At 61.4% G+C, this 24953-nt stretch carries 23 protein-coding genes; 11 read left to right on the top strand and 12 right to left on the bottom strand.

Translation table 11 applies throughout. From position 1 onward, the window contains the following. Positions 1 to 73: 73 nt before the first annotated feature. From pgm to nadA, 5 genes are all read right to left on the bottom strand, one after another. On the bottom strand, positions 74 to 1738 hold the full coding sequence (pgm, locus tag ACUN8C_RS00175) for a phosphoglucomutase (alpha-D-glucose-1,6-bisphosphate-dependent) (protein WP_445620375.1): 1665 nt from the start codon (positions 1736 to 1738) through the stop codon (positions 74 to 76). Between the two features lie 82 nt (positions 1739 to 1820). Next, positions 1821 to 2792, bottom strand: coding sequence for a GlxA family transcriptional regulator (locus ACUN8C_RS00180; RefSeq protein ID WP_445620376.1), 972 nt, complete (start codon positions 2790 to 2792; stop codon positions 1821 to 1823). Continuing rightward, positions 2789 to 3352 carry an isochorismatase family protein gene (locus tag ACUN8C_RS00185; RefSeq protein ID WP_445620377.1) on the bottom strand — a complete coding sequence of 188 codons (564 nt, stop codon included), beginning with the start codon at positions 3350 to 3352 and terminating at the stop codon, positions 2789 to 2791. The genes ACUN8C_RS00180 and ACUN8C_RS00185 overlap by 4 nt, the downstream gene beginning before the upstream one ends. Positions 3353 to 3590: 238 nt before the next feature. Beyond that, a complete protein-coding gene (gene nadC, locus ACUN8C_RS00190; protein ID WP_445620378.1) occupies positions 3591 to 4457 on the bottom strand; it encodes a carboxylating nicotinate-nucleotide diphosphorylase in 867 nt (288 codons plus the stop codon). After that, positions 4454 to 5575, bottom strand: coding sequence for a quinolinate synthase NadA (gene nadA / locus ACUN8C_RS00195; RefSeq protein WP_445620379.1), 1122 nt, complete (start codon positions 5573 to 5575; stop codon positions 4454 to 4456). Before nadA ends, nadC begins: the two co-directional genes overlap by 4 nt. 199 nt (positions 5576 to 5774) lie before the next feature. Here nadA and ACUN8C_RS00200 point away from each other — a divergent pair, with 199 nt between their 5' ends. Further along, the gene (locus tag ACUN8C_RS00200; protein WP_445620380.1) at positions 5775 to 7175 is read left to right on the top strand and encodes a M20 family metallopeptidase; all 1401 of its coding nucleotides are present in this window, start codon (positions 5775 to 5777) and stop codon (positions 7173 to 7175) included. Between the two features lie 23 nt (positions 7176 to 7198). Here ACUN8C_RS00200 and ACUN8C_RS00205 read toward each other — a convergent pair whose 3' ends face one another. The 4 genes from ACUN8C_RS00205 to rpmH all read right to left on the bottom strand — a co-directional run bounded on the left by ACUN8C_RS00205 (position 7199) and on the right by rpmH (position 10602). Then, a complete protein-coding gene (locus tag ACUN8C_RS00205) occupies positions 7199 to 8164 on the bottom strand; it encodes an NUDIX hydrolase (protein ID WP_445620381.1) in 966 nt (321 codons plus the stop codon). 136 nt (positions 8165 to 8300) lie between these two features. After that, entirely contained in the window at positions 8301 to 9986 is a 1686-nt protein-coding gene (gene yidC / locus ACUN8C_RS00210; RefSeq protein ID WP_445620382.1) for a membrane protein insertase YidC, read from the bottom strand. Positions 9987 to 10064: 78 nt separating this feature from the next. After that, positions 10065 to 10442: a ribonuclease P protein component gene (rnpA, locus tag ACUN8C_RS00215; RefSeq protein WP_108841164.1), complete on the bottom strand. Its 378-nt coding sequence runs from the start codon at positions 10440 to 10442 to the stop codon at positions 10065 to 10067. 25 nt (positions 10443 to 10467) lie between these two features. Then, on the bottom strand, positions 10468 to 10602 hold the full coding sequence (gene rpmH / locus ACUN8C_RS00220) for a 50S ribosomal protein L34 (protein ID WP_086623304.1): 135 nt from the start codon (positions 10600 to 10602) through the stop codon (positions 10468 to 10470). A 332-nt stretch (positions 10603 to 10934) separates the two neighbouring features. Between rpmH and dnaA the strand changes: the two genes are divergently transcribed. The 4 genes from dnaA to gyrB all read left to right on the top strand — a co-directional run bounded on the left by dnaA (position 10935) and on the right by gyrB (position 17296). Continuing rightward, complete coding sequence (gene dnaA, locus ACUN8C_RS00225; protein WP_445620383.1) at positions 10935 to 12485, top strand: chromosomal replication initiator protein DnaA; 1551 nt, start codon at positions 10935 to 10937, stop codon at positions 12483 to 12485. A gap of 97 nt (positions 12486 to 12582) precedes the next feature. After that, positions 12583 to 13686, top strand: a complete 1104-nt coding sequence (dnaN, locus tag ACUN8C_RS00230) for a DNA polymerase III subunit beta (protein WP_445620384.1) — start codon at positions 12583 to 12585, stop codon at positions 13684 to 13686. 81 nt (positions 13687 to 13767) lie between these two features. Beyond that, the gene (recF, locus tag ACUN8C_RS00235; RefSeq protein WP_445620385.1) at positions 13768 to 14865 is read left to right on the top strand and encodes a DNA replication/repair protein RecF; all 1098 of its coding nucleotides are present in this window, start codon (positions 13768 to 13770) and stop codon (positions 14863 to 14865) included. A 13-nt stretch (positions 14866 to 14878) separates the two neighbouring features. After that, a complete protein-coding gene (gene gyrB, locus ACUN8C_RS00240; RefSeq protein ID WP_445620386.1) occupies positions 14879 to 17296 on the top strand; it encodes a DNA topoisomerase (ATP-hydrolyzing) subunit B in 2418 nt (805 codons plus the stop codon). A gap of 116 nt (positions 17297 to 17412) precedes the next feature. Here the strand turns inward: gyrB and ACUN8C_RS00245 are convergent, their stop codons facing one another. Then, positions 17413 to 17847: a hypothetical protein gene (locus tag ACUN8C_RS00245; RefSeq protein WP_445620387.1), complete on the bottom strand. Its 435-nt coding sequence runs from the start codon at positions 17845 to 17847 to the stop codon at positions 17413 to 17415. Positions 17848 to 17920: 73 nt separating this feature from the next. On the opposite strand from ACUN8C_RS00245, the gene ACUN8C_RS00250 reads away from it, so the two are divergent. Next, positions 17921 to 18292 carry a MerR family transcriptional regulator gene (locus tag ACUN8C_RS00250; RefSeq protein ID WP_445620388.1) on the top strand — a complete coding sequence of 124 codons (372 nt, stop codon included), beginning with the start codon at positions 17921 to 17923 and terminating at the stop codon, positions 18290 to 18292. Then, on the top strand, positions 18289 to 18717 hold the full coding sequence (locus ACUN8C_RS00255) for a carboxymuconolactone decarboxylase family protein (protein ID WP_445620389.1): 429 nt from the start codon (positions 18289 to 18291) through the stop codon (positions 18715 to 18717). Before ACUN8C_RS00250 ends, ACUN8C_RS00255 begins: the two co-directional genes overlap by 4 nt. Here ACUN8C_RS00255 and ACUN8C_RS00260 read toward each other — a convergent pair. Together ACUN8C_RS00260 and ACUN8C_RS00265 are read right to left on the bottom strand one after the other, a co-directional pair. Then, positions 18714 to 19469, bottom strand: coding sequence for a 3'-5' exonuclease (locus ACUN8C_RS00260; protein WP_445620390.1), 756 nt, complete (start codon positions 19467 to 19469; stop codon positions 18714 to 18716). The two genes, ACUN8C_RS00255 and ACUN8C_RS00260, sit on opposite strands and share 4 nt — an antisense overlap. Beyond that, positions 19457 to 20320 (bottom strand): arginase family protein, encoded by an 864-nt coding sequence (locus ACUN8C_RS00265; protein ID WP_445620391.1) that lies wholly within the window; start codon positions 20318 to 20320, stop codon positions 19457 to 19459. The genes ACUN8C_RS00260 and ACUN8C_RS00265 overlap by 13 nt, the downstream gene beginning before the upstream one ends. A gap of 287 nt (positions 20321 to 20607) precedes the next feature. Here ACUN8C_RS00265 and ACUN8C_RS00270 point away from each other — a divergent pair, with 287 nt between their 5' ends. The 4 genes from ACUN8C_RS00270 to ACUN8C_RS00285 all read left to right on the top strand — a co-directional run bounded on the left by ACUN8C_RS00270 (position 20608) and on the right by ACUN8C_RS00285 (position 24928). Further along, positions 20608 to 21888 carry an ABC transporter substrate-binding protein gene (locus ACUN8C_RS00270; protein ID WP_445620392.1) on the top strand — a complete coding sequence of 427 codons (1281 nt, stop codon included), beginning with the start codon at positions 20608 to 20610 and terminating at the stop codon, positions 21886 to 21888. A gap of 88 nt (positions 21889 to 21976) precedes the next feature. After that, on the top strand, positions 21977 to 22876 hold the full coding sequence (locus ACUN8C_RS00275; RefSeq protein ID WP_445620393.1) for a carbohydrate ABC transporter permease: 900 nt from the start codon (positions 21977 to 21979) through the stop codon (positions 22874 to 22876). Next, positions 22873 to 23748, top strand: coding sequence for a carbohydrate ABC transporter permease (locus ACUN8C_RS00280; RefSeq protein WP_445620394.1), 876 nt, complete (start codon positions 22873 to 22875; stop codon positions 23746 to 23748). The genes ACUN8C_RS00275 and ACUN8C_RS00280 overlap by 4 nt, the downstream gene beginning before the upstream one ends. Positions 23749 to 23755: 7 nt before the next feature. Beyond that, positions 23756 to 24928, top strand: coding sequence for an ABC transporter ATP-binding protein (locus ACUN8C_RS00285; protein WP_445620395.1), 1173 nt, complete (start codon positions 23756 to 23758; stop codon positions 24926 to 24928). Positions 24929 to 24953 lie beyond the last annotated feature (25 nt).

Raw genomic sequence — 24953 nt, forward strand, 5'->3', positions numbered from 1 at the left:
TTGACACAAAAAAGGCCGGCAATCGCCGGCCTTTTTAATCTTCTCGTCCTTCTATCCTGTCGCCAGGGGGGGATCAGCCCTTGAGCACGCCGTCCACCAGCGCCTTGGCTTCTTCCTGAATGCGCTTGAGGTGATCTTCGCCTTCAAAGCTTTCGGCGTAGATCTTGTAGACGTCTTCGGTACCCGACGGGCGCGCGGCGAACCAGCCGGCCTCGGTTTCCACCTTGAGCCCGCCGATGGCCGCACCGTTGCCGGGCGCTTCGGTGAGCTTGCGGGTGATGGCATGACCGGCCAGCTCGGAAGCCGTGACCTGCTCGGGGGAGAGCTTGCCAAGGCGGGCCTTCTGGTCGCGATCGGCCGGAGCGTCGACGCGGGCATAGACCGGCGCGCCAAAGCGCTCGGTCAGCGCCTGATAGCGCTCGCCCGGGTCCTTGCCGGTCACGGCGGTCATTTCCGCGGCCAGCAGGCCGAGAATGATGCCGTCCTTGTCGGTCGACCAGGGCTTGCCGTCAAAGGTCAGAAACGAGGCGCCGGCGGATTCTTCGCCGCCAAAGCCCAGACTGCCGTCCATCAGACCGTCCACGAACCACTTGAAGCCTACCGGGACTTCGACCACGGGCTTGCCGATGCCAGCGGCCACACGGTCGATCATCGACGAGGAGACCAGCGTCTTGCCGATCGCGGCCTGATCGCCCCACTGTGGACGATGGGTAAAGAGGTACTCGATCGCCACGGCCAGATAGTGGTTGGGATTTAAAAGGCCGGTGGAGCGCGCCACGATGCCGTGACGGTCATGGTCGGTGTCGCAGGCAAAGGAGACGTCAAAGCGGTCCTTGTTCTCGATCAGGCCGGCCATGGCGTAGGGCGAGGAGCAGTCCATGCGGATCTTGCCGTCCCAGTCCAGACGCATGAAGCGAAAGGTGGCGTCCACGGTGGTGGAGATCACCTCCAGCGGCAGCTGATAACGCTCGGCAATACGGGTCCAGTAGTGCACGCCGGCCCCGCCCAGCGGATGAACGCCGAAGGTCAGTCCCGAGTCACGGATCGCGGCCATGTCGATGACCTTTTCAAGGCCCGAGACGTAGCTGTCGATGAAGTCAAAGCGCTGTGTGGTGGGCGCCTTGAGGGCCTCGGCATAGCTGACGCGCTTCACACCTTCAAGATCGTTGGCCAGCAGTTCGTTGGCCCGCTCCTGAATCCATTTGGTGATGTTGGTATCGGCCGGGCCACCGTTGGTGGGGTTGTACTTGAAACCGCCATCCACCGGCGGATTGTGCGACGGCGTGATCACGATGCCATCGGCCAGATCGCGGTCACGATCACGGTTGTGGTTAAGAATCGCATTCGACAGCGCAGGCGTGGGCGTATAGCCCGGCTCGCCGCCCGTTTCCTCACAGCCGGCGTCAATGCGGGTCTCAACCTTGTTGGCGGCCAGTACTTCAAGTGCCGACACAAACGCGGGCTCGGACAGCGCATGCGTGTCCATGCCGATAAACAGCGGCCCGGTGATGTTCTGCGCCTGGCGGTAGTCACAGATCGCCTGGGTGGTGGCCAGGATGTGCCACTCGTTGAAGCTGGTTTTCAGCGATGAGCCGCGATGACCGGAGGTACCAAAGGACACCTGCTGGGCGGGATCCGACACGTCGGGGCGCTCGCTGTAGTAGCGCGACACCAGACGCGGCAGATTGGCGAGGCGGTGCTCGTCGGGCAACTGCCCTGCATGGGGATCGATGCTCATCTCTTCATCCTTTGAGAAGCGTGACAACAGAATTTACGCGTCATTCTAGCAGGCGAGGCGCGCGGGCCTCTGTGCCTTTTTGTCATGGCTGTCGTGTACGCCGCCATGTGGCCGGCGGTACATGTTCAAAACGCTGCCATGCACGCCGCAATTGTCGGTCATCACCAAAACCGCTGACTTCGGCAATGCGTGCCAGCCGCCAGTCGGTTTCGCACATCAACTGGCGTGCGAGCTGCAATCGTAGTCGCATCAAATAATCCATGAGTGACAGACCGGTCAGCGCACTGAAGCGCCGTCTCAAATGGCGCTCGCTCATGGCTGACCTGGTGGCCATCTCCGCCAGTGTCCATGGATAGGCCAGGTCAGCAGCAAGAGCGTCCTGTAGCCGATGGATACGGTGGTCGACGTGATTGCGTCCCTCTAGCCAGACACTTAGTTGAGGTTCCTGGCCACTGCGTCGCCAGTAAAGTACCAATTCCCGCGCGACCTGCTGAGCCAGATATTGACCCAGCTGCTTTGTCAGCCAGTGCAACATGGTGTCGATGCCGGTCGAGATACCGGCACTGGTTAGAAAGCGATCGTCCTCAATGAAGATACAATCGCCCTGGACGCGAGCCTGCGGGGCAATTCGGCCAAGTTCCTCCAGCAGGGCGTGATGGGTTGTACAGCGACGGCCGTCAAGCATTCCCGCTGCTGCCAGCAGCAGTGCTCCAGAGCAGATCGCCATTACCTGACTGCAGTACGGTGTTTGCTGCTGCAGCCACTTGATAGCCTGATGCCGAATGTCGGAGGACGTATGAGCCCGGTATTGACCAGGTATCACCAGCAAATCGAGCGACAGTGGCATGCTCGGCAGTGGGGCAATGCCGGAGAGTTGCAGTGGTCCAAGCCAGGGCAGGGAAGACTGCGGTCCAAAAAAATGCAGATTCAGAGGTGCCCCAAGCTGCTCGGCACTGAGCAATACCTGTAGCGGACCGGCCAGATCCAGCGGGACCTGACCTGGCAGCATCAAAACGCCAATTTCCAGTGACGAACACCTGGATTGATCGTTCAAGCAACGCTCCGTTCTTGCCATTCTGCCGTCAGAGTATCGACGGTCACGATGCGTGCAAAGCGATCTTCCAGCACCAGCTCTGTGCGGGCACGTATTTCTTCGGCAGGCCAGGTGCGGCCGCCCCGCTGCATCGGAAAGGTGAGCGTCGCTTCACTGACAAAATCGATATCGAAGCCCAGGTCAGACCCAACACGTGCAGTGGTCTCGCAGCACTGTTCGGTACGGATGCCGCTGATCGCCAGACGATCGATATGGTGACGTCGTAGCCAGCGCTCGAGTCCCGTATCACTGAAGGCATTGTGCGCCGTCTTGTGAAAGGTCACTGCAGCCTTGTCCTCGAAACCCTCCAGCGGATGTATCAGTCCTTTGGACGGATCAAAGGCCCCGCCACTGGCAGGGGTTTCATGGAAAATGCGAATGATGGGGGTTCCGGTGATGCAGGCCAGATCGAGCAGACGATGCTGATACGGACGCCATGCCTCGGCTAGAGTGTCATCCCAGTAGTCTTTGGCCGGGAAGGAGGCCTGAACATCAATGAGCAGCAGAGCAGTCGCGGACATTTTGAGTTTCTCGAAGATTTAAAGACACATCCAGCTTATGCCGCTCATGAAGAAGCCACGAGAGCCAAAATGGCAGAAATCGGACAATTTCGGCCATGATTGCCCCGAAAGATTCATCGCCCTGCTCATCAGCCTGACGGCAGTGCCCCATGGTTCTGGCAATGCCATCAAACCCGCCTCGTGGGCAAGACTACCCTGGTTCTCCGCGGTCATCGCGTGGCGTGTAACAGACAATGTTTCACCCGGTCGCATCCAGCCCGATATCGAGCTGCGGCGCCGAGTGGGTCAGGGCGCCCACGGCAATCAGGTCCACGCCAGTGTCGGCGATCTCGCGAAGGCGCTGGGCGTCAATACCGCCGGAAGCCGTCAGCAGGCAGCGTCCCTGGGTCATGGTCACGGCGTGGCGCAGGTCTTCAAGGCCCATGTTGTCGAGCAGGATGGCATGTGGCGGTGTAACCAGGGCCTCCTCGAGCTGTTCAAGGGTGTCGACTTCCAGCTCGATCATGCGCAGGTGACCCAGCTGCGCGCGGGCCCGTGCCAGGGCATGGGTAATGCTGCCGACCGCGGCGATGTGGTTGTCCTTGATCAGCATGGCGTCATCCAGCCCCAGGCGATGATTGATCCCACCGCCCAGACGCACGGCGCGCTTTTCCAGTGCCCGCAGACCGGGCGTGGTCTTGCGCGTGCAGGCCAGTCGCGCGGTGCAGTCTTCGAGCTGATCGACCATGGTGCGGGTGAGGGTGGCAATGCCGGAGAGCCGGGTCAGGAAGTTGAGTGCGGTTCGCTCGGCGGTCAGAAGCGACCGGGTCGGCCCTTCAAGGGTGGCGATGGGGTCAAGGGTCTGCAGGTGCTCGCCGTCATGGCGATGAACCTCGAGGTGAATACGGGTATCGACGTGATAAAGCACCCGGGCCAGTACATCCATGCCGGCCAGCACGCCGGGTCGACGCGGCCGCAGCTGCAGGCGGCTGATGTGATCGGCATCGATCAGCGCGTCACTGGTGATATCGCCGCCGCGGCCGAGATCTTCCGCCAGTGCGGCGATCACGATGGGGTCGAGAAGGATATTGGGCAGCGGGGCAATATCGCGGTTGAGGAGGCTCATGACACTACCTCGACATGCGCCGTGCGAGCCGGTCGGGTGAAATCGGCCGGCGTTACGGGATCAGGGAGCGCCAGCATCGCCTCAATGGCGCGTCGGGCGCGCGCGGCAATGGCGTCATCCAGCGTTATTTCATGCTGGCCCCAGGCCAGCGCGCCCAGAATGCCGTCCAGAGTGATGCGCTGCATGTGCGGGCAAAGCGTGCAGCTGCGGACAAACTCGATCTGCGGGTGGCGGCTGATCAGATTGTCACTCATCGAGCACTCGGTGAGCAGCAGCACCTGTTCGGGGCGGTGATCATCGACCCAGCGCTCCAGGGCTGCGGTCGAGCCGGAAAAGTCGGCGGCGTCCAGCACCTCTGTCGGGCACTCGGGGTGAGCCAGCACCCGGACGCCGGGATGACGGCGGCGGATGGCGCCCACCTGGGCGGAGGTGAACTGCTCGTGGACCTCGCAGCTGCCCTGCCAGACCAGAACCGACAGGTGCGTGCGCGCCGCCACATTACGCGCCAGATGCTCGTCGGGCAGCATGATGACCTGATCGACGCCCCATTCGGCGGCGATCGCTTCCACCACGGCGAGGGCGTTGGACGAGGTGCAGCAGATGTCGCATTCAGCCTTTACCTCGGCGCTGGTGTTGACGTAGGTCACGACCGGCACTTTCGGATAGCGTGATTTCAGCTCACGCACCTGTGCGCCGGTAATCGAGGCGGCCAGCGAGCAGCCGGCCTCGGTGTCGGGCAGCAGCACGCGCTTGTCCGGGCAGAGAATCTTTGAGGTTTCTGCCATGAAGTGCACGCCGGCCTGCACGATGGTGTGCGCGCTGCTTTTGGCGGCCTCGCGCGCCAGGGCCAGCGAGTCACCGCAGATATCACCGACCAGCGCGTAGATTTCCGGCGGCATGTAGTTATGCGCCAGAATCACGGCGTCCTGCTCGCGCTGAAGCTTTCGGATGGCATATACCCGTCGAGCCATGGCCGGCCAGTCGCTGGCGCTGACATGGTCTTCCACCCGGGCATACAGGGCATCGGTCTGGCGCGCCACATCAGCATCATAAGAGGGCAGCAGCGACTCGATATCCCGGGCTGATGAGACTTCCGGGCAGGCAGTCGTCACGGTCATGGCAGGCTCCTGAATAATTATACTCAAAATGAGTATTTTAGAGCCTATCGTTTTCGCATCCTTCAAACAATGCGATCAAGGGTTTTGGAAGGTCCTGCGGCATGTGCTCCCTGTTGCAGGCCTGTCGAAAGTGAAACACGCTGTCACCCTGTCGGGCGCTGGTGCCCGATGGCCTCTGATGGCGCTGTCTGGAGTCAACATGTCACTGTCTTCGTATTCTCGTGAACACGCCCTGTTCCTTGCGCTGGAAACATGGCATTCGGGGCGCCTGGCGGAGGATCTCGCCCGCCGCATCGCCTGTCGCACGGTGAGTCAGGACCCGAACTGTCGTGACGCGCTTGATCACTATATCACTGATGAAATCGCCCCCCTGCTGGCCCGACTGGGCTTTACCTGTCAGCCACTTGAGAATCCGCAGCCGGATGGCCCGCCGCTTTTGATGGGGCAGCGGCTGGAAGCTCCGGAGCTGCCGACGCTTTTGATTTACGGTCACGGGGATGTGACGCCGGGGCAGGATGACCAGTGGCAGATCGGACTCACGCCCTGGCAGATGACAATGCAGGAGGGCCGGCTCTACGGGCGCGGTGCGGCCGATAACAAGGGTCAGCACAGCATCAACCTGGCGGCGCTTGAGGCCGTCATCACGGCGCGGGAAGGCCGTCTGGGATTTAATCTCAAGATCCTGTTCGAGATGGGCGAAGAGATCGGCTCGCCGGGGCTTGAAGAAACCTGTCGCCGCCATGCCGAGGCCCTGTCGGCGGATCTTTTCGTGGCCTCCGATGGCCCCCGCATTCGCCATGACATGCCGACCCTGTTTCTTGGCTCCCGCGGCATGTATCGATTCCGCCTGACGCTGGATCCGGGCAACGGCGCCCGCCATTCCGGCAACTGGGGTGGGGTGATTACCAATCCGGCGTGGGTGATGGTCCATGCGCTGAGCACGCTGGTGTCAGAGCAGGGCACCCTGCGGGCAGACTTTCTGCGTGCCCCGGCCATGCCGGATTCGGTACGCGCGCTTGTGCGTGATCTGCCGGTGGGGGGAGAGCGGGGCGACCCTGCCCTCAATGCCGATTGGGGCGAGCCGGGGATGACCTTTGGTGAAAGGCTTTATGGTGCCAACACCTTTGAGGTGCTGGGGCTGTCGGCGGGCGCAACCGATCAACCGGTAGCGGCCATTCCGGCCCGGGCGGAGGCTATCTGTCAGCTGCGATTTGTGGAAGGCTCTGACTGGCAGGCGCTGGGGGAGCAGCTGCGGGCGCATCTGGATGCGCACGGGTTTGAAGCGGTGACGCTTGCGTCAGAGGGCGGCTACGCCGCAACGCGCCTTGATCCCGGTCATCCTTGGGTGGGCTTTGTGCAGGCGTCGATGCAGCAGAGTCTGGGAGAGACGGTCCATCTGCTGCCCAATCTGGGCGGCACGATTCCCAATCATTGCTTCGCTGATGTACTCGGGCTGCCAACGGTATGGGTCCCGCACTCCTACCCTTCATGTCAGCAGCATGCGCCCAACGAGCATTTGCCCGAACACATCGTAACGCAGGGGCTTGCCGGCATGGCGGGACTGTTCTGGGATCTGGGAGAGCCGGGCCGGCCCTTTTGATGGCAGGCCCTGGACGCGCGAGTCTACTGATACTCGCTGTGCGCCAGCGGGGTCTGCACGCCCGGTGCCATCTGCTGGCGCCACTGCTCGCGACAAAAGCGAAAGCGCTCGGCCGGACGCCCGCCGGTCGTGGTATCCACCGCCCCGGTAGGCACCACCAGCCCGGTGCGATCCAGCGCCCGGCGAAAGTTCTGCTTGTGCAGGCGACAGCCAATGATGGCCTCGATGGTCAGCTGCAGCTGGGACAGGGTGAAATGCTCGGGCAGTAAATCAAAGATCACCGGGCGATAGCGCAGCTTGCCGCGCAGGCGGTCCATCGCGGTGGCGAGAATGCGGCGGTGATCGGACATCAGAGGCTCACCCGGCAGGGTCGTGATGACTTCGGCGCGGTCATGATGTTGCGCTTCGGGGGCGAGCCCGGCCTCATATAACAGCTCGAAGCGCTCCAGCACCCGGGTATCGACCCAGCGCGCGCCGTTCAGGCCAAAGGCCAGCTGTGCGCGCTGGCGCCTTGCCTCGCGGGTGGCCTCGTCCGGGGCTTCATTTGTCCAGCGGGACAGCGCCGGGGCGATGATCATGTCGATGATCGCCGGGCGACCGTGACGATAATCCTCCCACGGAAAATGGTCATACCAGCTGGCCCAGAGCGTCTGCTCATCACGCAGTGCCTGCTGCTGCGATACCAGCCCCAGATGGCCGATGGAAATATGGCGCGTGATTTCGCCGGGCGCATCCGGCTGGAGACGGTCCTGGTCGCCGAAGGTATAGAGCTGCTCGACGTAGTCCAGCGCCAGACCGGTCTGGTGAGCGACCCGGTCACGCAGGCCGAGCTCGAAGGTGCGGTGATGACGCGGATCGAAGTCACCGGCCGGCAGCATGGGGGCGCGACAGCGATCCATGGTGCGAGTGAGCAAAACGGTGGGGGTGGCCGACTCCATGGCAATGACGACGGCGGAGAGTTCGATGGCAATGACAGTGCTGTCTGGCATGGTGACGGCTCAGGCTTTCCGTGATCGGCAGGTGATTTCGGCGGCACTATTGTGTCACAACCATCTCCTGCGTGGCGGATAAAGAAAAACCCCTGCCGTGGCAGGGGTTTTCGGTGTGGCGAGTGCCACGTACGGTCTAGGCCGTCTTGTCCTTGTCGACATCACTGTTTTCGATACGCTTGGTGATGAAGTACTGCTGCGTGATCGAAAGCAGGTTGTTGGTAATCCAGTAGACCACCAGACCGGCCGGGAACCATAAAAAGAAGAAGGTGAAGACAATCGGCAGCATCTTCATGATCTTCGCCTGCGTGGGGTCCGGCGGCGTCGGGTTGAGCTGCTGCTGCAGGAACATGGTCAGACCCATGATGATCGGCAGGATGAAGTAGGGGTCCTGCGCCGACAGATCATGAATCCACAGCATGAACGGCGCATGGCGCAGCTCGATGGACTCCATCAGCATCCAGTAAAGCGCAATGAATACCGGCATCTGAATTACGATCGGAAGACAGCCGCCCAGAGGATTGATCTTCTCCTTCTGGTAGAACTTCATCATCTCCTGCGACATCTTCTGACGGTCGTCGCCGTGCAGTTCCTTGATGCGCTTCATCTCGGGGCCCATCTTGCGCATCTTGGCCATCGACTTGTAGGCGGTGGCAGAGAGCGGGAAGAGGACGGCCTTGACCAGCACGGTCAGCAGGATGATCGAGAAGCCCCAGTTGCCGATCAGCGCATGGATATGCGTGAGCAGCCAGAACAGCGGATTGGCGAGGAACCACAGCCAGCCGAAATCAACGGTCAGCTGCAGGTGCGGAGCCACGGCTTCCAGACGGTCGTGCTCCTTGGGACCCATGTAAAGGGTGGCCGAGAGATCACCGTTCTGACCCGGCGCTACGGTCTCGCTGGCGCTGGCAAAAGCGGCCACGTTGCGTCCGCGCTGGTCGACGTCGGCGTAATACAGGTTCTGCTGATCCTGATTGGGTGCCCAGGCGGTGGTGAAGTAGTGCTGAATGATGGCCACCCAGCCACCGCGGACATCGGCGTTATTGAACTTGCCGTCTTTGATGTCCTCGAAGCTGACCTTTTGATAGTGCTCATCCGGCGATGAGAAGGCCGCGCCCAGGTAGGCATGCATGCCAACGCCGGCGCCGCTGGTCGGGTCATCGCTGTTGTCACGGGCCAGCTGGCCGATAAAGCGCGCGCTGATTGGCGTCTGCGAGGTATTGTCGATCAGATAGTCGACCTTGACCGCATAGCTGTCGCGCTCGAAAGTGAAGCGCTTGATGATGTTGACGCCGTTGACGGTCGCGTTCATGTCGACCTGAAGCGACTTCTGATCATCCCCCAGCTGGTAACTGGTCTGCTCGGGGCGGAAGGTGATCCGGCCCTTGTGGCCTTCCATCTGCAGTCCGGAGCGTGCGATATAGCTGCGGCGCTGATCATCGGAGAGCAGAACGAAGGGCGCGTCGCTATCAAGGCGCTGCAGATGCTTGGGCAGGGCGGCATAGACGATATCGCCACCGCGCGGGTCGATGCGCAGGTCAAGGGCATCGGTACGAACACTGATCAGGCTGGTGTTTTGGGCATCAGCGCTATCGGGACTGTCAGTAGTGTTGCCGGGCTGTGGCGTGCTGGCACGGTCACTGCCGGTATCGGGCGCATCGAGCGACTGCTCACCGGGTTCAACGTCACTGCTTTGCTGGGATAGGGCGGGAGGCGCTTCATCGGGTCGGTCGTTTTGCCCGTGATCATTGCTCCATTGAATGATCATCAGGTAGGCAAGTACGGCCAGCGGGATGACAAAAAGAAGTCGTTTCAGATCCATTGGGATTGCCCGGTGGGAAAATGTCGACGCGGCGCAAGAAAACGACGGGTCGCACTCGGCGATTCGTCGCGCCTCGTATTATTGCTGATGCTCCGGCTGGCGTTTGACGTCCTTTTCAAGGCGTCGCCACATGCCGTGAAGCTGTCTGGCCAGTGTTTCCGAGTCGATCTCGTGCACGCCCTTGCGTGACAGCACGACAATATCCACACCCGGCAACCACTGCTGGCGCAGTCGCACCGATTCTCGAGTCAAACGCTTGAGACGGTTGCGATCCACGGCTCGGCGTACGTTCTTCTTGCTGAACACCAGCCCTACACGAACGTGACCGAGATCGTTCGGAGTCGCGAGTGCGAGAAGACCCTTGCCGTGAATCCTGAAACTGGCATGTTCGAAAACATGACGGTATTCCCCGGCGGTCAGGATTCGAAGACCGCGGGGAAATCCGTGATTGGTCATGAGCTCGACTGATCCTTTAAAAGGATCAGGCGCTCAGGCGCTTGCGGCCCTTGGCGCGGCGACGCGAGATCACCTGACGGCCGTTCTTGGTGGCCATGCGAGCGCGAAAACCGTGGTTACGCTTGCGCTTGAGGACGCTGGGCTGGAAAGTACGTTTCATGGTTGCGATTCCCGAATTGAGACTTGAGTGATCGGTGACACCGATGCCCTCAAAATCGAGGCGCACGGGGGTCAAGAGCCGGGATTCTAGAGAATTCAACGAAGACGTGCAATTTTTATCCACGCACGAACATTGCCGCTCTGTGCATAACTTTGTGCACAAGCTGCGCACATCGGTTTTCCACACGCATCTGCACGCCCTGGAGAGGCCCTGGTAGCGGGGATAAGGTTATCCACACCGGGTTTCGACCACCAACCCGGTGTGGATAACCCGTAGCACGAGCGTTACACTACCGCCCCATTTGCACGACTCACCATTGATAGAGGTCGCGTGTGTCCATCGCTCTCTGGCAGCAATGTCTTGACTATTTACAGGATGAACTGAGCTCTCAGCAGTTCAACACCTGGATCCGTCCCCTGCAGGCCGAAAGCGGTTCCAGTGACCACGAACTCTCCCTGCTGGCCCCCAATCGCTTTGTGCGTGACTGGGTCAACGACAAGTATCTAAAGCGCATCAACGAGCTGATGCGCGAGCTGGCTCAGGGTCGTCCGCCCAAGGTGTCGCTGGACATCGGCAGTCGCCGCACGGTATCCAATCCCGTATCACGCCCGGCCGCTCAGGCAGAGCCCAGTGCGGCGCCTCGCCATGATGACACCGGCGATCATTCGCAGGCCGCCTGGTCCTCAAGCGTGACCCGGGCCTCGGCACGCGCGCCCATGCCGCCCTCGCCACCGACATCACCGCGGGGCAACTATCATGACGAGCGCGAAATCCCGGCTGCGCCGCCTTCCGGCAATACCACCGGCGGGCGCCGCAGTGACAACGGCGAACGCCAGGTACAGGTCGAGGGCAGCATCCGCCATCAAAGCGGGCTGAACCCGGGATTTACCTTTGAAACCTTTGTCGAAGGTAAATCCAACCAGCTGGCGCGTGCCGCGTCGCGACAGGTCGCCGAAAACCCGGGTGGTGCCTACAACCCCCTGTTCCTTTATGGCGGTGTGGGCTTGGGTAAAACGCACCTGATGCACGCCGTCGGCAACCATCTGGCCGGCCTTCGAGACAACGCCCGGGTAGTCTATCTGCACTCCGAGCGCTTCGTGGCCGACATGGTCAAGGCGCTGCAGCTCAACGCCATTAACGACTTCAAGCGCTTTTATCGCAGCGTCGATGCGCTGTTGATCGATGATATCCAGTTCTTTGCCGGCAAGGAGCGCTCCCAGGAAGAGTTTTTCCATACCTTCAATGCGCTGCTTGAAGGCGGTCAGCAGATGATTCTGACCTCTGACCGCTACCCCAAGGAGATCAGTGGGGTCGAGGAGCGTCTGAAATCCCGCTTTGGCTGGGGGCTGACGGTGGCCATCGAGCCGCCGGAACTTGAAACGCGCGTGGCGATTTTGATGAAAAAGGCCGAGCAGGCGAAGGCTGATCTGCCGCATGACGCCGCCTTTTTCATCGCCCAGAAGATCCGCTCCAACGTGCGCGAGCTGGAAGGGGCGCTCAAAAAGGTGATCGCTGACTCTCATTTCATGGGCCAGCCCATCAATCAGGAGTTCATCCGCGAATCGCTCAAGGATCTGCTGGCGCTGCAGGACAAGCAGGTCGGCGTGGATAATATTCAGCGTACTGTCGCTGAATATTACAAGATCAAGGTGGCCGATCTGCACTCCAAGCGCCGTTCGCGCTCGGTGGCCCGGCCGCGTCAGGTCGCGATGGCGCTGGCCAAGGAGTTGACCAACCACAGCCTGCCCGAAATCGGCGATGCCTTTGGCGGCCGTGATCACACCACGGTGCTGCACGCCTGTCGCAAGGTGGTGGAGCTGCGCGAAGAGAACTCCGATATCCGCGAAGACTACAAGAACCTGCTGCGTCTTTTAACCAGCTGATGATCGAATGCTCGGGCTATACCGCATGCGCATCAACAGCCGTGACCGACATGACAACACTGTGGCCGGAACAAGAGCCTGAAAAGAGTGGAGCCCCATGAAATTTTCCATTTCGCGTGAAGCCCTGCTGCGCCCGCTGTCGCTGGTGGCGGGGGTGGTCGAGCGCCGTCAGACCCTGCCGGTGCTTTCCAACGTACTACTGACGGTCAGCGATGGTGAACTGTCGCTGACCGGCACCGATCTCGAAGTCGAACTGATCGGTCGCGTCGCGCCCTCAAATATCGAGGAGAGCGGTGCGGTGACTGTCCCGGCGCGCAAGCTGATGGACATCTGCAAGTCGCTGCCCGATCAGTCCGAGATCACCCTGGCCATCGAGGACGGCCGGGCGCTGCTGCGTGCGGGCCGCTCGCGCTTTACGCTGTCGACCCTGCCGGCGGCCGAGTTCCCCAGCATTGATGAAAATCAGGGCAGCACCGAGCTGACCCTGCCGCGGCGTACGCTCAAGCAGCTTATTGATGCCACCGGGTTTGCGATGGCGCAGCAGGATGTGCGCTATTACCTCAATGGGATGCTGATCGAGCTGCGCGACCATCTGGTGCGCACCGTGGCCACCGACGGTCACCGTCTGGCAGTCTGCTCGCGCAGTGCCGATATCTCGCTTGAAGAACCTCAGCGCCTGATTCTGCCACGCAAGGGCGTGGTCGAGCTTTCGCGCCTGCTGGATGACAGCGACGAGCCGATCACGCTGATGCTGGGGGCCAGCCACCTGCGCGTGCGCACCGGCGCCTACACCTTCACTTCGCGACTGGTCGATGGCAAGTTCCCCGACTACGAACGGGTGATCCCCAAGGGGGGCGACAAGCAGATTCTGGCCGAACGTGGCGAGCTGCGTAAGGTGCTCTCGCGTACCGCGATTCTCTCCAACGAGAAGTACCGCGGCGTACGTCTCAATCTGGAAGCGGGCAACCTGCGGGTGTTGGCCAACAACCCCGAGCAGGAAGAAGCCGAAGAGAACGTGGCGATCGACTACAACGGCAGTGCGCTGGAGATCGGCTTTAACGTGGGTTACCTGATTGATGTGCTCAGCGTGCTGGACACCGATCAGGTGCAGCTGACGCTGTCCGATCCCAACAGCAGTGCGCTGCTGGAAGCGCCCGGCGGCGGCGACGCCATGTACGTTGTCATGCCGATGCGGCTCTGACGTTCTTGCGGCATCGCCTGCCAGTCTCTTTGCCACATCAGCGCCCGGCATCAGCCGGGCGCGCGTCCCTTTCGGATCGCCATGCCGCTTGATCATCTTCATTTTCAGGGGCTGCGCAACCTGCCGGCCGTCACCTGGCAGCCGGGTGCGCACGTCAACCTGATCTTTGGCGACAACGGCAGCGGCAAGACCAGCCTGCTGGAAGGCCTGCATATTCTGGGCATGGGACGCTCATTTCGTACCCGTCAGCTCAAGCATGCCATCACCCACGATCAGGATGCCCTGACACTGTTTGGCCGGCTGACCGGAGACCCGGCCCTGCCGCTGGGCGTGGAGCGCCGTCGCGACAGTGACGGGCTCAATGTGCGGGTGGCCGGCGAGAAAATCGATCGCATTGCCGAACTGGCCCGTCATCTGCCCATGCAGCTGATCAACCCGGATGCCTTTCGCCTGATCGAAGGCGCGCCCGCCGCCAGGCGCGAGTTTCTCGACTGGGGGGTGTTTTACGTTTATCCCGATTTTTTCGATGTCTGGCGCCGGGTAAGACGCTCGCTCAAACATCGGAATGCGCTGCTCAGACATGATAGAATTGATGAACAGTCGCTGGCCCTCTGGAGCCGTGAACTGGCGCGCTGGAGCGATCGGCTGGACGCCATGCGCAATGACTGGATGGCGCGCTTTTCAGGCGTGTTCAGTGCAACGCTTGCCGAGCTGATCGATCTGCCGGACCTGTCGCTGCGCTACTACCGTGGCTGGGACAAGAACCGCCCGCTTGAGGAGATTCTTCTGGAGGGGGTGGCCACCGACCGGCAGATGAAGTTTACCCAGCAGGGGCCTCAGCGTGCGGATCTACGGTTGCGCATGGGCCGCTATCCGGCCGCTGAAGTGCTCTCCAGAGGACAGCAGAAGCTGGTGGTCAGCGCCATGAAACTGGCGCAGGGACGGCTTCTGGAGCAAAAGGACCGCCACCGCTGCCTTTATCTGATCGATGATCTGGCAGCCGAACTTGACGAGCAGCACCGCCGCGCCTTTTGTCGGCTGCTGGAACAGATGAATTGTCAGACCTTTCTGACCGGTATCGAGCCCGCCTCGCTTGAGGGGCACTGGCATGTCGATACCGATGTAAAAAGGTTTCACGTGAAACAGGGTCGTCTGGCAAACATGCCGACGGCACGATGACCCGGGAGCATCAATGAGCGAACCACAGGCTTACGACTCATCGAGTATCAAGGTTCTTAAAGGACTGGACGCGGTACGCAAGCGCCCGGGCATGTACATTGGCGATACCGATGATGGCACCGGCCTGCATCACATGGTGTTTGAAATCGTCGACAACTCGATCGACGAGGCCCTGGCCGGCCACTGCAGCGAAATCCGGGTGGTCATCCATCCCGACGAATCCGTGACCGTCTCCGATGACGGTCGTGGCATTCCGACCGATATTCACTCCGAAGGCGTGTCGGCCGCGGAAGTGATCATGACCGTGCTTCACGCCGGCGGCAAGTTCGACGACAACTCCTATAAGGTGTCCGGCGGACTGCACGGCGTGGGCGTCTCGGTGGTCAATGCGCTCTCCGAGCAGCTCAAGCTCACCATCTGGCGCAAGAATCAGGTCCACGAGCAGATCTACAAGCACGGCGTGCCGCAGTCGCCGCTGGCAGTGGTTGGCGATACCGAACGCTCCGGTACCCAGATTCATTTCAAGCCGTCGGCAGACACGTTTGCCAATATCGAGTTTCACTACGATATTCTGGCCAAGCGCCTGCGCGAACTGTCGTTTCTGAACTCCGGCGTGGCGATTCGTCTGCTCGACGAGCGCGACGGTCGCGAGGAGCTGTTTCACTATGAGGGCGGTCTGCGTGCCTTCGTGAATCACCTCAACGTCAATCGCACCACCATCAACCCGGTGTTTCACTTCAATGCCGAGCGTGAGGATGGCATTGCGGTAGAAGTGGCGATGCAGTGGAACGACAGCTACAGCGAAAACATCTTCTGCTACACCAACAACATTCCGCAGCGCGACGGCGGCACGCACATGGCGGGCTTTCGCGGTGCGCTGACTCGAAGCCTCAACAGCTACATCGAGGCCGAAGAGCTGCAGAAAAAATCCAAGGTCGCGACCTCTGGCGATGATGCCCGTGAAGGTCTGACCGCGATCATCTCGGTCAAGGTGCCCGACCCGAAATTCTCCTCGCAGACCAAGGACAAGCTGGTCTCCTCCGAGGTGAAAACGGCCGTCGAGCAGGAGATGAGCCGCCAGCTCTCCGATTACCTGCTGGAAAACCCCGCTGATGCCAAGGCGATCGTCAACAAGATGATTGACGCGGCCCGTGCCCGTGACGCCGCCCGCAAGGCGCGCGAGATGACACGGCGCAAGGGCGCGCTCGACATTGCCGGATTGCCCGGCAAGCTGGCCGACTGTCAGGAGAAGGACCCGACCCGTTCGGAGATCTACCTGGTCGAGGGTGACTCTGCCGGCGGCAGCGCCAAGCAGGGCCGTGATCGTCGCACCCAGGCGATCCTGCCGCTCAAGGGCAAGATTCTCAACGTCGAGAAGGCCCGCTTTGACAAGATGCTGTCCTCGGTCGAGGTCGGCACATTGATCACCGCGCTGGGCTGCGGCATCGGTCGTGAAGAGTTCAACGCCGACAAGCTGCGCTATCATTCGATCATCATCATGACCGACGCCGATGTCGATGGCTCGCACATCCGTACCCTGCTTTTGACCTTCTTCTTCCGTCAGATGCCGGAGCTGATCGAGCGCGGCCACATCTTTATTGCCCAGCCGCCGCTGTACAAGATCAAGCGCGGCAAGAACGAGATGTATCTCAAGGACGAGGCGGCGCTAATCCAGCATCTGACCACCACCGCCCTTGATGGCGCGCAGCTGCACGTCAATGCTGACGCCCCGGGTATTGGCGGTGAGCATCTCGAAAAGCTGGTGCATCAGTATCGTGACGTGATGGACCGCCTGGACCGTCTGGCGCGCGTCTATCCCGCCGACGTCCTCAAGCGTCTGATCTATGCCGCGCCGGTCAGTGAAGAGATGCTGACAGACAAGAGCGCCATGACAGGCTGGGTCGAGGCCCTGCAGGCCGATATGGACCAGCTTATCGCCTATGAAGGTGGCCCGCGCTATACCTTCCGTCTGATCCATAGCGAGGAGCGCGGTCTGTACCTGCCGGCGGCCATGCTGAGCGCCCACGGGGTGGAAACCGATTATCCGCTGGGTCTGGGCTTTTTCCAGTCGGTCGACTATGCCGCCATGGTCGCGCTTAATAAGGCGCTTGATGGTCTGCTCGAAGAGGGTGCCTACATTGCCCGCGGCGAGCGTTCAAAGCCGGTCGAGAATTTCCACGACATCCTCACCTGGCTGATGGCCGAGGCCAGCCGTGGCTTCAGCATCCAGCGCTACAAGGGGCTGGGCGAGATGAATCCGGACCAGCTGTGGGAAACCACCATGGACCCGGACGTTCGCCGCATGCTCAGGGTCACGATCGAGGATGCCATTGGCGCCGACATGATGTTCAACACCCTGATGGGTGATGAGGTCGAGCCCCGCCGTGACTTCATCGAGAAGAACGCACTGGTCGCGAATCTGGACATCTGATTCGCGTCTGCTGTTCGATCCAACCGGAGCCCTGCGCTCCGGTTTTTTATGCCTTTCCATGCCAGTACGCTTCTGTATCGATACTTTTTTGTATCAGCATACTTCTGTATTAGTACTTACTGCGTCAGCACCTCGATAAACCACTGCGGCTTCATGCGGCCAAAGTCACGGCGCGTGTTGTGTTTGAGCGCGGCCTTCGAATCCAGCACCACACTCTCTCCCGGCTTTCGCACGAACACCACCCAGTGCCAGAAGGGCACGCCATCAATGCGTCGCCACTTGATCGCCAGCAGCGCGCGATCCGGCAGATCCTGCCAGCCGGTAAAGGGGGATTCTTCCTTTGATGTCCCAATGCCAAGGTCAGCCAGAAGTCTCCTCACGTAGGCCGTGTTCGACCAGAGCGAGCGATCGCTGGCATGAATGCCCAGCGCAGCGGCGCGGCCTCTGGTGGCCTCATACGTCAGCCCGGCCAGCGCCGCGCAGGCGGCGATGCCACAGCCGGTGGACTCCTTTTGAATGACAGGCATTGTGGTTTGAACGGTAGCGGTCATGACGCGATCCTTTTGCTTGACCTGGAGTGCGCTCCAGGCCGTAACCTCTCTGACACCAGCAACGGAGAGATGCATGAAGATTGGAGAACTGGCCAGACGTTCGGGGCGCTCGGCCCATACCCTGCGCTACTACGAGCGTATCGGGTTGTTGCCACCGCCCCGACGCGATGGCTCGGGCCAGCGGGACTATGATGCCAGCGTTCTGGTGTGGCTGGCCTTTCTGGAGCGCCTGCGGGCCACCGGCATGCCGATTCGCGAAATGCTCGATTACGCCAATCTGCGTGCGCAGGGTGACGCGACTGCACAAAATCGCTGCGCGCTGCTTGAGGCCCACCGTGAACGGGTGCGTGAACACATGACGCTGCTACAGGCATCGCTTGAGGTGCTGGATACCAAGATTGAAGGCTACCAGACCGCCCACCATGACAGGACAACAGAGACATGACCCGACCCCATGAGAGCGAGCGGCTGATCCGCGGCCGTCAGGCGCTGGCCGCCATCGATGGCGAGGCCGGTGAGAAGGTCGTCCGTGCACTGGCCGATATCGCGCCCGACTTTGCGACCTATCTGCTGGAGTTTCCCTTCGGCGATATCTATTCCCGCCCGGGGCTGGCCCTGCGCGAGCGTGAAATTGCCACCATCGCGGCGCTCACGGCCATGGGTACGGCCGCCCCTCAGTTGAAGGTGTATATCGAGGCCGGGCTCAATGTTGGTGTGAGCCGGCAGGAGATTGTCGAAATTATCATGCAGATGACGGTCTACGCCGGCTTCCCGGCCGCACTGAATGGGCTTTTTATCGCCAAGGAGGTGTTTGCCGATCGCGATACCGGGGCCGATTGCAATACCAGGGCCGAGAGAGAAAGTCTCTAGAAAAGCTGCCCCTGCTCGGGGCGCGCCTTCAGACCGCGCCTGGCATATTCGGTCTCAAGCGAGGCCAGTACATCGATATTGCCGCCGCGCCAGCCGGTCAACGCCCTGGTCAGGGCGTCATCATCAAGCGATTCGATCGTGTGGCCGCGCGATGGGCCAAAGCGCAGTCGCAGGCCGGGCACCGGCTGGCCGGTGGTGGCCCAGTCAAGAAACGCCGGGAAGTCGTCCAGGCCAAAGCGCGCCATCAGCGGCGGGATCAACGCAGCAGTCATGCGTGTATCCGCTAGCGCGTCATGGGCGTTGACGGGCTCGCTACCGGTCAGCTCGCGATACATATTGCCCAGTGAGGCGCTTTCCAGACCGTCACGCTTTTTGAGCCGATAGGCGGGAATGAACAGGTCCAGACTGCGCCGGGGGCGCAGCCCCAGCCGACGCGCGATCACGTTGTCGAAACTGGTATTGCTGTAGCCGATCACCAGCGCGTCAAAGCCCTGACGCGCAGCTTCCCGGTAGACCGCGGGCACTGCCCGGCGATAGTCAGGGCAGTGCGCGACGTCTTCATCATGAACGCCGTGCACCCGGGTGGTGGCCGGGTCAATCGGTCCGCCCGGGTGATAGCGCTCGCTTGACTGCCACTGTAGATCGAAGGCGCCATCCGCTCCCAGCGACCCGCCCAGCACGGCCAGCTGAACCACGCCACACTCACGTGCGCTGCCGCCGGCGGTTTCAAAATCGTGAATCAGGGCGCGCATGGGGCATCTTCGGTCAACAGGCGTTTTACGACCGGCGACAGGGCGTCAACCAGCACGGTCAGATCCGCCGGTTCTGATTGCTCGGGCCAGTGTGATTCCAGCTCGGCCACTTCCATGCCGATGACATTTTCCCGGGAAAGGGCAGTCATCAGCTCGGACAGTGCGTTGGGCGCAAGCCCATCGTCGATCTGATAATCGCTGGGCACCACGCCGGCGCGAAGGACATCACAGTCAAGGTGGATATACACCGGGCGGCCGTTGATGGCGCGCTGCAGGGTCTCGACGCTCAGCTCGGACGGGGAGAGATGACACACCCGTCCCTCATCGATCAGCGCCTGCTCACCGGGGTCGAGCTGGTGGGCACCGGCCAGAATCACCTGATCCAGCGTGAGGTCACTGCCCAGACCGCTGTCCCAGAGTCCGGCGGCGCCGGCAATCACCATGCCGCCGAGATAACCCGACCCGGTGGTCTCCGGGGTATTGAGATCACCGTGGGCGTCAAACCAGACAATGCAGGCCTGCGGATGATAACGGGCCACCACCGGCAGGGTGGCCAGACCCCCGGCACAGCGGCTCATGGTCAGCACCGGACGCTTGCCCGCGCTCAGGATCTTTTCCAGATATCGACCCATCGAGACAAAATCGGGCCGGATGGTCTCCAGCACCTCTTGCCAGCTGCCCGGCAGGGCCTGCCCCGGCGCCCCCAGGGTCTGAAGAGGAATGTCCAGATGCCGGGCAAGGTGCTGAGCGAGGGCGAGCGCGCCGGTCATGCCAAGCGCATTGCGCCCGGCGCAGTTGCCCTGAAAGCAGATCAGGGGCGCCGGCGCGGTGATGGGAGGCTGCTGCACCATGATGTCTCCATGTCAGGGAAAGGGGTTGATCATGCCACGGTGGCCGAATGATCACATCCGTGGGCGATCATAAAGACGCCACTGGTCTGCCAGAGTTGCCGACGAGGTGGATGCCCGGGCGTCCGGCATCGATTTGCGACGTTCCCGACGCCTGCGTCGATGGTTGTATTGTTACATGCTAATGCCTGAGTAATAGTTCTTTACCGCCCACGTTCGCGCCCGCCCTCGTGGGCCCCACAAAACAACGATATCGACTCGCCTCAAAAACAATACAAGGGACGCACGCCATGACAACAACGTTCAACAAGTGCCTGATGGCCGGTGCACTACCGCTGGCCATCCTGCTGTCGTCGTCGGCTTTCGCTCAGGAAAGCAAGGGACAGGGAGAGGTCGAAGTTCTCAACTGGTGGACCTCCGGTGGCGAGGCGAAGGCGCTTGGCGCGCTCAAGGACAAGCTGGCAGAAGACGGTATCGGCTGGCAGAACATGCCGGTGGCCGGCGGCGCCGGCACCAACGCGATGGCCGTGCTGCGCTCGCGGATCACCTCCAACAACCCGCCCACGGCAGCACAGGTGCTGGGCTACGACGCTCAGGACTGGGCCGACCGTGATGCGCTGAGCTCACTGGACGACGTGGCACAGGCCGGCAACTGGGACAAGGTTTTCCCGCAGCCGATCCAGCATTTTGCCAAAAGCGATGGCCACTGGATTGCCGCACCGTTCGAGATTCACTCCACCAACTGGGTGTGGGCCAACACGTCGATGATGGACGAGCTCGGCATCAAGCAGCCCAACACCTGGGAAGAGTTCATTGCCTCGATGAAAAAGGCGCAGGACGCCGGCCATACCGGTCTGGCCTACGGCGGGCAGCCGTGGCAGGACGCGACCGTGTTTGAAAACGTGGTGCTGGCCACCGGCGGTGCTGATTTCTATCGCCAGGCCATGATCGACCTTGATCCAGAGGCGCTGGATTCCGACACCATGATCAGATCGTTTGATCGGTTCCGCGAACTGTTGCAGTACAAGGATGACAACTCTCCGGGGCGTGACTGGAACCTCGCCACGGCCATGGTCATCAAGGGCGATGCGCTCTATCAGATCATGGGCGACTGGGCCAAGGGCGAGTTCCTCAATGCCGGGCTCAAGCCGGAGCAGGACTTCATGTGCTTCCGTACCCCGGGCACTCAGAATGCGGTGACCTTCAACAGCGACCTGATGATCATGTTCAAAAATGACGATGATCAGCAGCAGTCGATGCAGCGCACCATGGCCGAGATCATCGGCTCACCGGAGTTCCAGGTCACCTTCAGCCAGCTCAAGGGTTCGGTGCCGGCCCGTACTGACCTGTCGTCCGATGGGCTCGACGCCTGTGCAAAGCGGGGCTATGAGCAGGCCAAGACGGCCGCCGAGAGCAACACGCTGATGGGCAGCATGGCACACGGCTACGCTGCGCCTGCCGGCGTGAAAAATGCAGTCTTCGATATCGTTTCCTCGTTCGTCAACAGCGACATGCCCAGCGACGTTGCCGCCGAACAACTCGCGATGGCGGTACAGGGCGCCCGCTCCTGATCACATCGCATCTCTGATCGAGCAGCGATTCGACGCCACCGGCCCCGTCACCACTGGCGGGGCCATGATCCTGATCCCGAGGTAATCGATGTCGAAACCACCCTCTTCGCGGGGTTTTGGCGAGCGCCTGCAGCACTGGCTGCCCAGGCTCGTCCTCTCGCCCTCGTTCGTGCTGGTGCTCTTTTTCGTTTACGGCTTCATTCTCTGGACCACCTATATCTCCTTCAGCAACTCGGGGATGCTGCCGGACTATACCTGGGTGGGCACCCGGCAGTGGTCGCGGCTGTGGTCTTCCTGGACCTGGGGGATCGCGCTGCACAACATCTGGGTGTTCGGGCTGCTCTATATCGTCACCTGCACGGTACTCGGCCTTTTGCTGGCGATTCTGCTGGACCAGCGCATCCGCGCCGAGGGCACGCTTCGAACCATCTATCTCTACCCGATGGCGCTGTCGTTTATCGTTACCGGCACGGCGTGGCAGTGGTTTCTCAATCCGGGACTGGGCCTTGAGCGCACCATGCACTCGCTCGGCTGGGAGAGTTTCAGCTTCAACTGGCTGATCGACGCCAGGATGGCGATCTACACCGTGGTGATCGCCGCCGTCTGGCAGGCGACCGGCTTTATCATGGCGATGTTTCTGGCAGGTCTTCGGGGCATCGATGGCGAGATGATCAAGGCCGCTCAGATCGATGGCGCGCCGACCTGGAAGATCTATGGGCGCATTATCATTCCCCAGCTGCGCCCGGTCTTTTTGAGCGCGATCGTGGTGCTGGCGCATCTGGCCATCAAGAGCTTCGATCTGATCGTGGCCATGACCGGGGGCGGGCCGGGCAATGCCACTGCGGTGCCGGCGACCTTCATGTACTCCTACGCCTTCTCGCGCAACGAAATGGGCATTGCCTCGGCCAGCGCCGTGTTCATGCTGGCGGTGATTGCCGCGCTGATCATCCCCTATCTCTACTCTGAACTGCGGGAGTCCCGCTCATGAGTGCCGGATCCATCGTTGCGCGCCGCAATACGTTCACTCGCGCGCTGCTGTACGCCGTGCTCGCAGTGTTTGCGATTGCCTATCTGATGCCGCTCTACGTGATGCTGGTGACCTCGTTCAAGCCGCTTGAGGAGATCCATCAGGGCAACATGCTGGCGCTGCCCAGTGACTGGACGTTTGCCCCGTGGCGCGAGGCGTGGGGGAGTGCGTGCATCGGACTCGAGTGCAATGGCGTGCATGGCTACTTCTTCAACAGCATCAAAATCGTGGTGCCGGCGGTGCTGATCTCGGGGCTTCTGGGGGCGTTCAACGGCTACGTGCTGACCAAGTGGCGCTTTCGCGGTCACAAGATCGTCTTCGGGCTGATTCTGTTCAGCTGCTTCATTCCGTTTCAGATCGTTTTGCTGCCGATGGCGCGGGTGCTGGGCATTCTGCACATCGCCAACAGCACCACCGGGCTGGTGCTGGTACACATCGTTTACGGCATCGGCTTTACGACCCTGTTTTTTCGCAACTTCTATGAGAGCTTTCCCGATGAGCTGGTGCGGGCAGCCAAGCTCGACGGGGCCGGCTTTTTCACCATATTTTTTCGCATTCTGCTGCCGGCCTCGATCCCGATCATCGTGGTGACGATCATCTGGCAGTTCACCAACGTCTGGAATGACTTCCTGTTCGGCGTCTCCTTTACCTCCGGCGACAGTGCACCGATCACGGTGGCACTCAATAACCTGGTCAACAGCTCCACGGGCGTGAAGGCGTACAACGTCAACATGGCAGCGGCGATGGTGGCGGCCGTGCCGACGCTGGTCGTCTATATCCTGGCGGGCAAATACTTTCTGCGCGGTCTGATGTCGGGATCGGTCAAGGGCTGAGACATTCATGAGCTTTCTACATATTCACAACGTTCACAAACGCTTCGGCGACACCCATGTGCTCAAGGGCATCGACATTGCCATTGAGAAAGGGGACTTCCTGGTGCTGGTCGGGCCGTCCGGCTGTGGCAAGTCGACCCTTTTGAACATGATCGCGGGGCTTGATGCCATCAGCGAGGGTGAGCTTCTGCTCAACGGCGAGCGGATCAACGACCTGCACCCCTCGCGCCGCGATATCGCCATGGTGTTCCAGTCCTACGCGCTTTACCCGAGCATGACGGTGGCCGGCAACATCGGCTTCGGGCTCGAGATGCGCAAGGTGCCAAAGGCCAAAAGACGTGAGGCGATACAGCGCGCCGCCGAGCTTTTGCAGATCGAGAACCTGCTCAACCGCAAACCGGCCCAGCTCTCCGGCGGGCAGCGCCAGCGGGTGGCGATGGGGCGCGCACTGGTACGCGAGCCGCAGCTCTTTTTGTTCGATGAGCCCTTGTCGAATCTGGATGCCAAGCTGCGTGTCGACATGCGTACCGAGATCAAGCAGCTCCATCAGCGCCTCGGCACCACCATCGTTTACGTCACCCACGATCAGATCGAGGCGATGACGCTGGCCACCCGCATCGCCGTGATGCGTGGCGGTGAGCTTCAGCAGCTGGGGACGCCGCAGTCGGTCTACGATGATCCCAACAACCTCTTCGTGGCGGGTTTTATGGGCTCGCCGTCGATGAACCTGGTCACCGCCCGCGTCACACGTCAGGACGGCGCTCTGGTGGCCCGCATCGCCTCCACCAGCAGTGAGGTGACGCTGCCGATCGTGCGCGACCGGGCTGCGCTCGAGGCGTGGTGCGACCGGGACGTGATGCTCGGGCTGCGCCCGGAGGCGATCACCGACCCTGCCAGTGCCAATCGCCAGGATGGCGAGATCCATGAAGCGGAGCTCGAAGTCGCGCTGGTCGAGCCCACCGGTGCCGATCTCTACGTGGTCACCCGGCTGGGTGGGCGCAGCATCAATGCACGTATGCGCCCCGGCGCGTCGTTGAGTCCCGGCCAGTCGACCCGCTTTGCCTTCGATGTGTCGCGCATGGTGGCGTTCGACCCCGAGACCGAGGCGCGTATCCGCGACGAGACTGATGCCACGACGCAGGCGACCGCTCGAACGGCAGCGCTCGGTCAGAACGTCTGACGTCAGCGGATGTTAATGTTCGGTC

The organism is Kushneria sp. Sum13, assembly GCF_052692355.1.

Bases quoted from the DNA above. Each gene is read 5' to 3' on its own strand.
- rnpA (WP_108841164.1), bottom strand. From the start codon at position 10,442: ATGACCAATCACGGATTTCCCCGCGGTCTTCGAATCCTGACCGCCGGG.
- ACUN8C_RS00245 (WP_445620387.1), bottom strand. From the start codon at position 17,847: ATGACCGCTACCGTTCAAACCACAATGCCTGTCATTCAAAAGGAGTCC.
- gyrB (WP_445620386.1), top strand. From the start codon at position 14,879: ATGAGCGAACCACAGGCTTACGACTCATCGAGTATCAAGGTTCTTAAA.
- ACUN8C_RS00185 (WP_445620377.1), bottom strand. From the start codon at position 3,352: ATGTCCGCGACTGCTCTGCTGCTCATTGATGTTCAGGCCTCCTTCCCG.
- ACUN8C_RS00275 (WP_445620393.1), top strand. From the start codon at position 21,977: ATGTCGAAACCACCCTCTTCGCGGGGTTTTGGCGAGCGCCTGCAGCAC.
- ACUN8C_RS00250 (WP_445620388.1), top strand. From the start codon at position 17,921: ATGAAGATTGGAGAACTGGCCAGACGTTCGGGGCGCTCGGCCCATACC.
- ACUN8C_RS00255 (WP_445620389.1), top strand. From the start codon at position 18,289: ATGACCCGACCCCATGAGAGCGAGCGGCTGATCCGCGGCCGTCAGGCG.
- ACUN8C_RS00260 (WP_445620390.1), bottom strand. From the start codon at position 19,469: ATGCGCGCCCTGATTCACGATTTTGAAACCGCCGGCGGCAGCGCACGT.
- recF (WP_445620385.1), top strand. From the start codon at position 13,768: ATGCCGCTTGATCATCTTCATTTTCAGGGGCTGCGCAACCTGCCGGCC.
- rpmH (WP_086623304.1), bottom strand. From the start codon at position 10,602: ATGAAACGTACTTTCCAGCCCAGCGTCCTCAAGCGCAAGCGTAACCAC.
- nadC (WP_445620378.1), bottom strand. From the start codon at position 4,457: ATGAGCCTCCTCAACCGCGATATTGCCCCGCTGCCCAATATCCTTCTC.
- ACUN8C_RS00265 (WP_445620391.1), bottom strand. From the start codon at position 20,320: ATGGTGCAGCAGCCTCCCATCACCGCGCCGGCGCCCCTGATCTGCTTT.
- ACUN8C_RS00285 (WP_445620395.1), top strand. From the start codon at position 23,756: ATGAGCTTTCTACATATTCACAACGTTCACAAACGCTTCGGCGACACC.
- ACUN8C_RS00280 (WP_445620394.1), top strand. From the start codon at position 22,873: ATGAGTGCCGGATCCATCGTTGCGCGCCGCAATACGTTCACTCGCGCG.
- dnaN (WP_445620384.1), top strand. From the start codon at position 12,583: ATGAAATTTTCCATTTCGCGTGAAGCCCTGCTGCGCCCGCTGTCGCTG.
- nadA (WP_445620379.1), bottom strand. From the start codon at position 5,575: ATGACCGTGACGACTGCCTGCCCGGAAGTCTCATCAGCCCGGGATATC.
- ACUN8C_RS00205 (WP_445620381.1), bottom strand. From the start codon at position 8,164: ATGCCAGACAGCACTGTCATTGCCATCGAACTCTCCGCCGTCGTCATT.
- ACUN8C_RS00270 (WP_445620392.1), top strand. From the start codon at position 20,608: ATGACAACAACGTTCAACAAGTGCCTGATGGCCGGTGCACTACCGCTG.
- yidC (WP_445620382.1), bottom strand. From the start codon at position 9,986: ATGGATCTGAAACGACTTCTTTTTGTCATCCCGCTGGCCGTACTTGCC.
- pgm (WP_445620375.1), bottom strand. From the start codon at position 1,738: ATGAGCATCGATCCCCATGCAGGGCAGTTGCCCGACGAGCACCGCCTC.
- ACUN8C_RS00200 (WP_445620380.1), top strand. From the start codon at position 5,775: ATGTCACTGTCTTCGTATTCTCGTGAACACGCCCTGTTCCTTGCGCTG.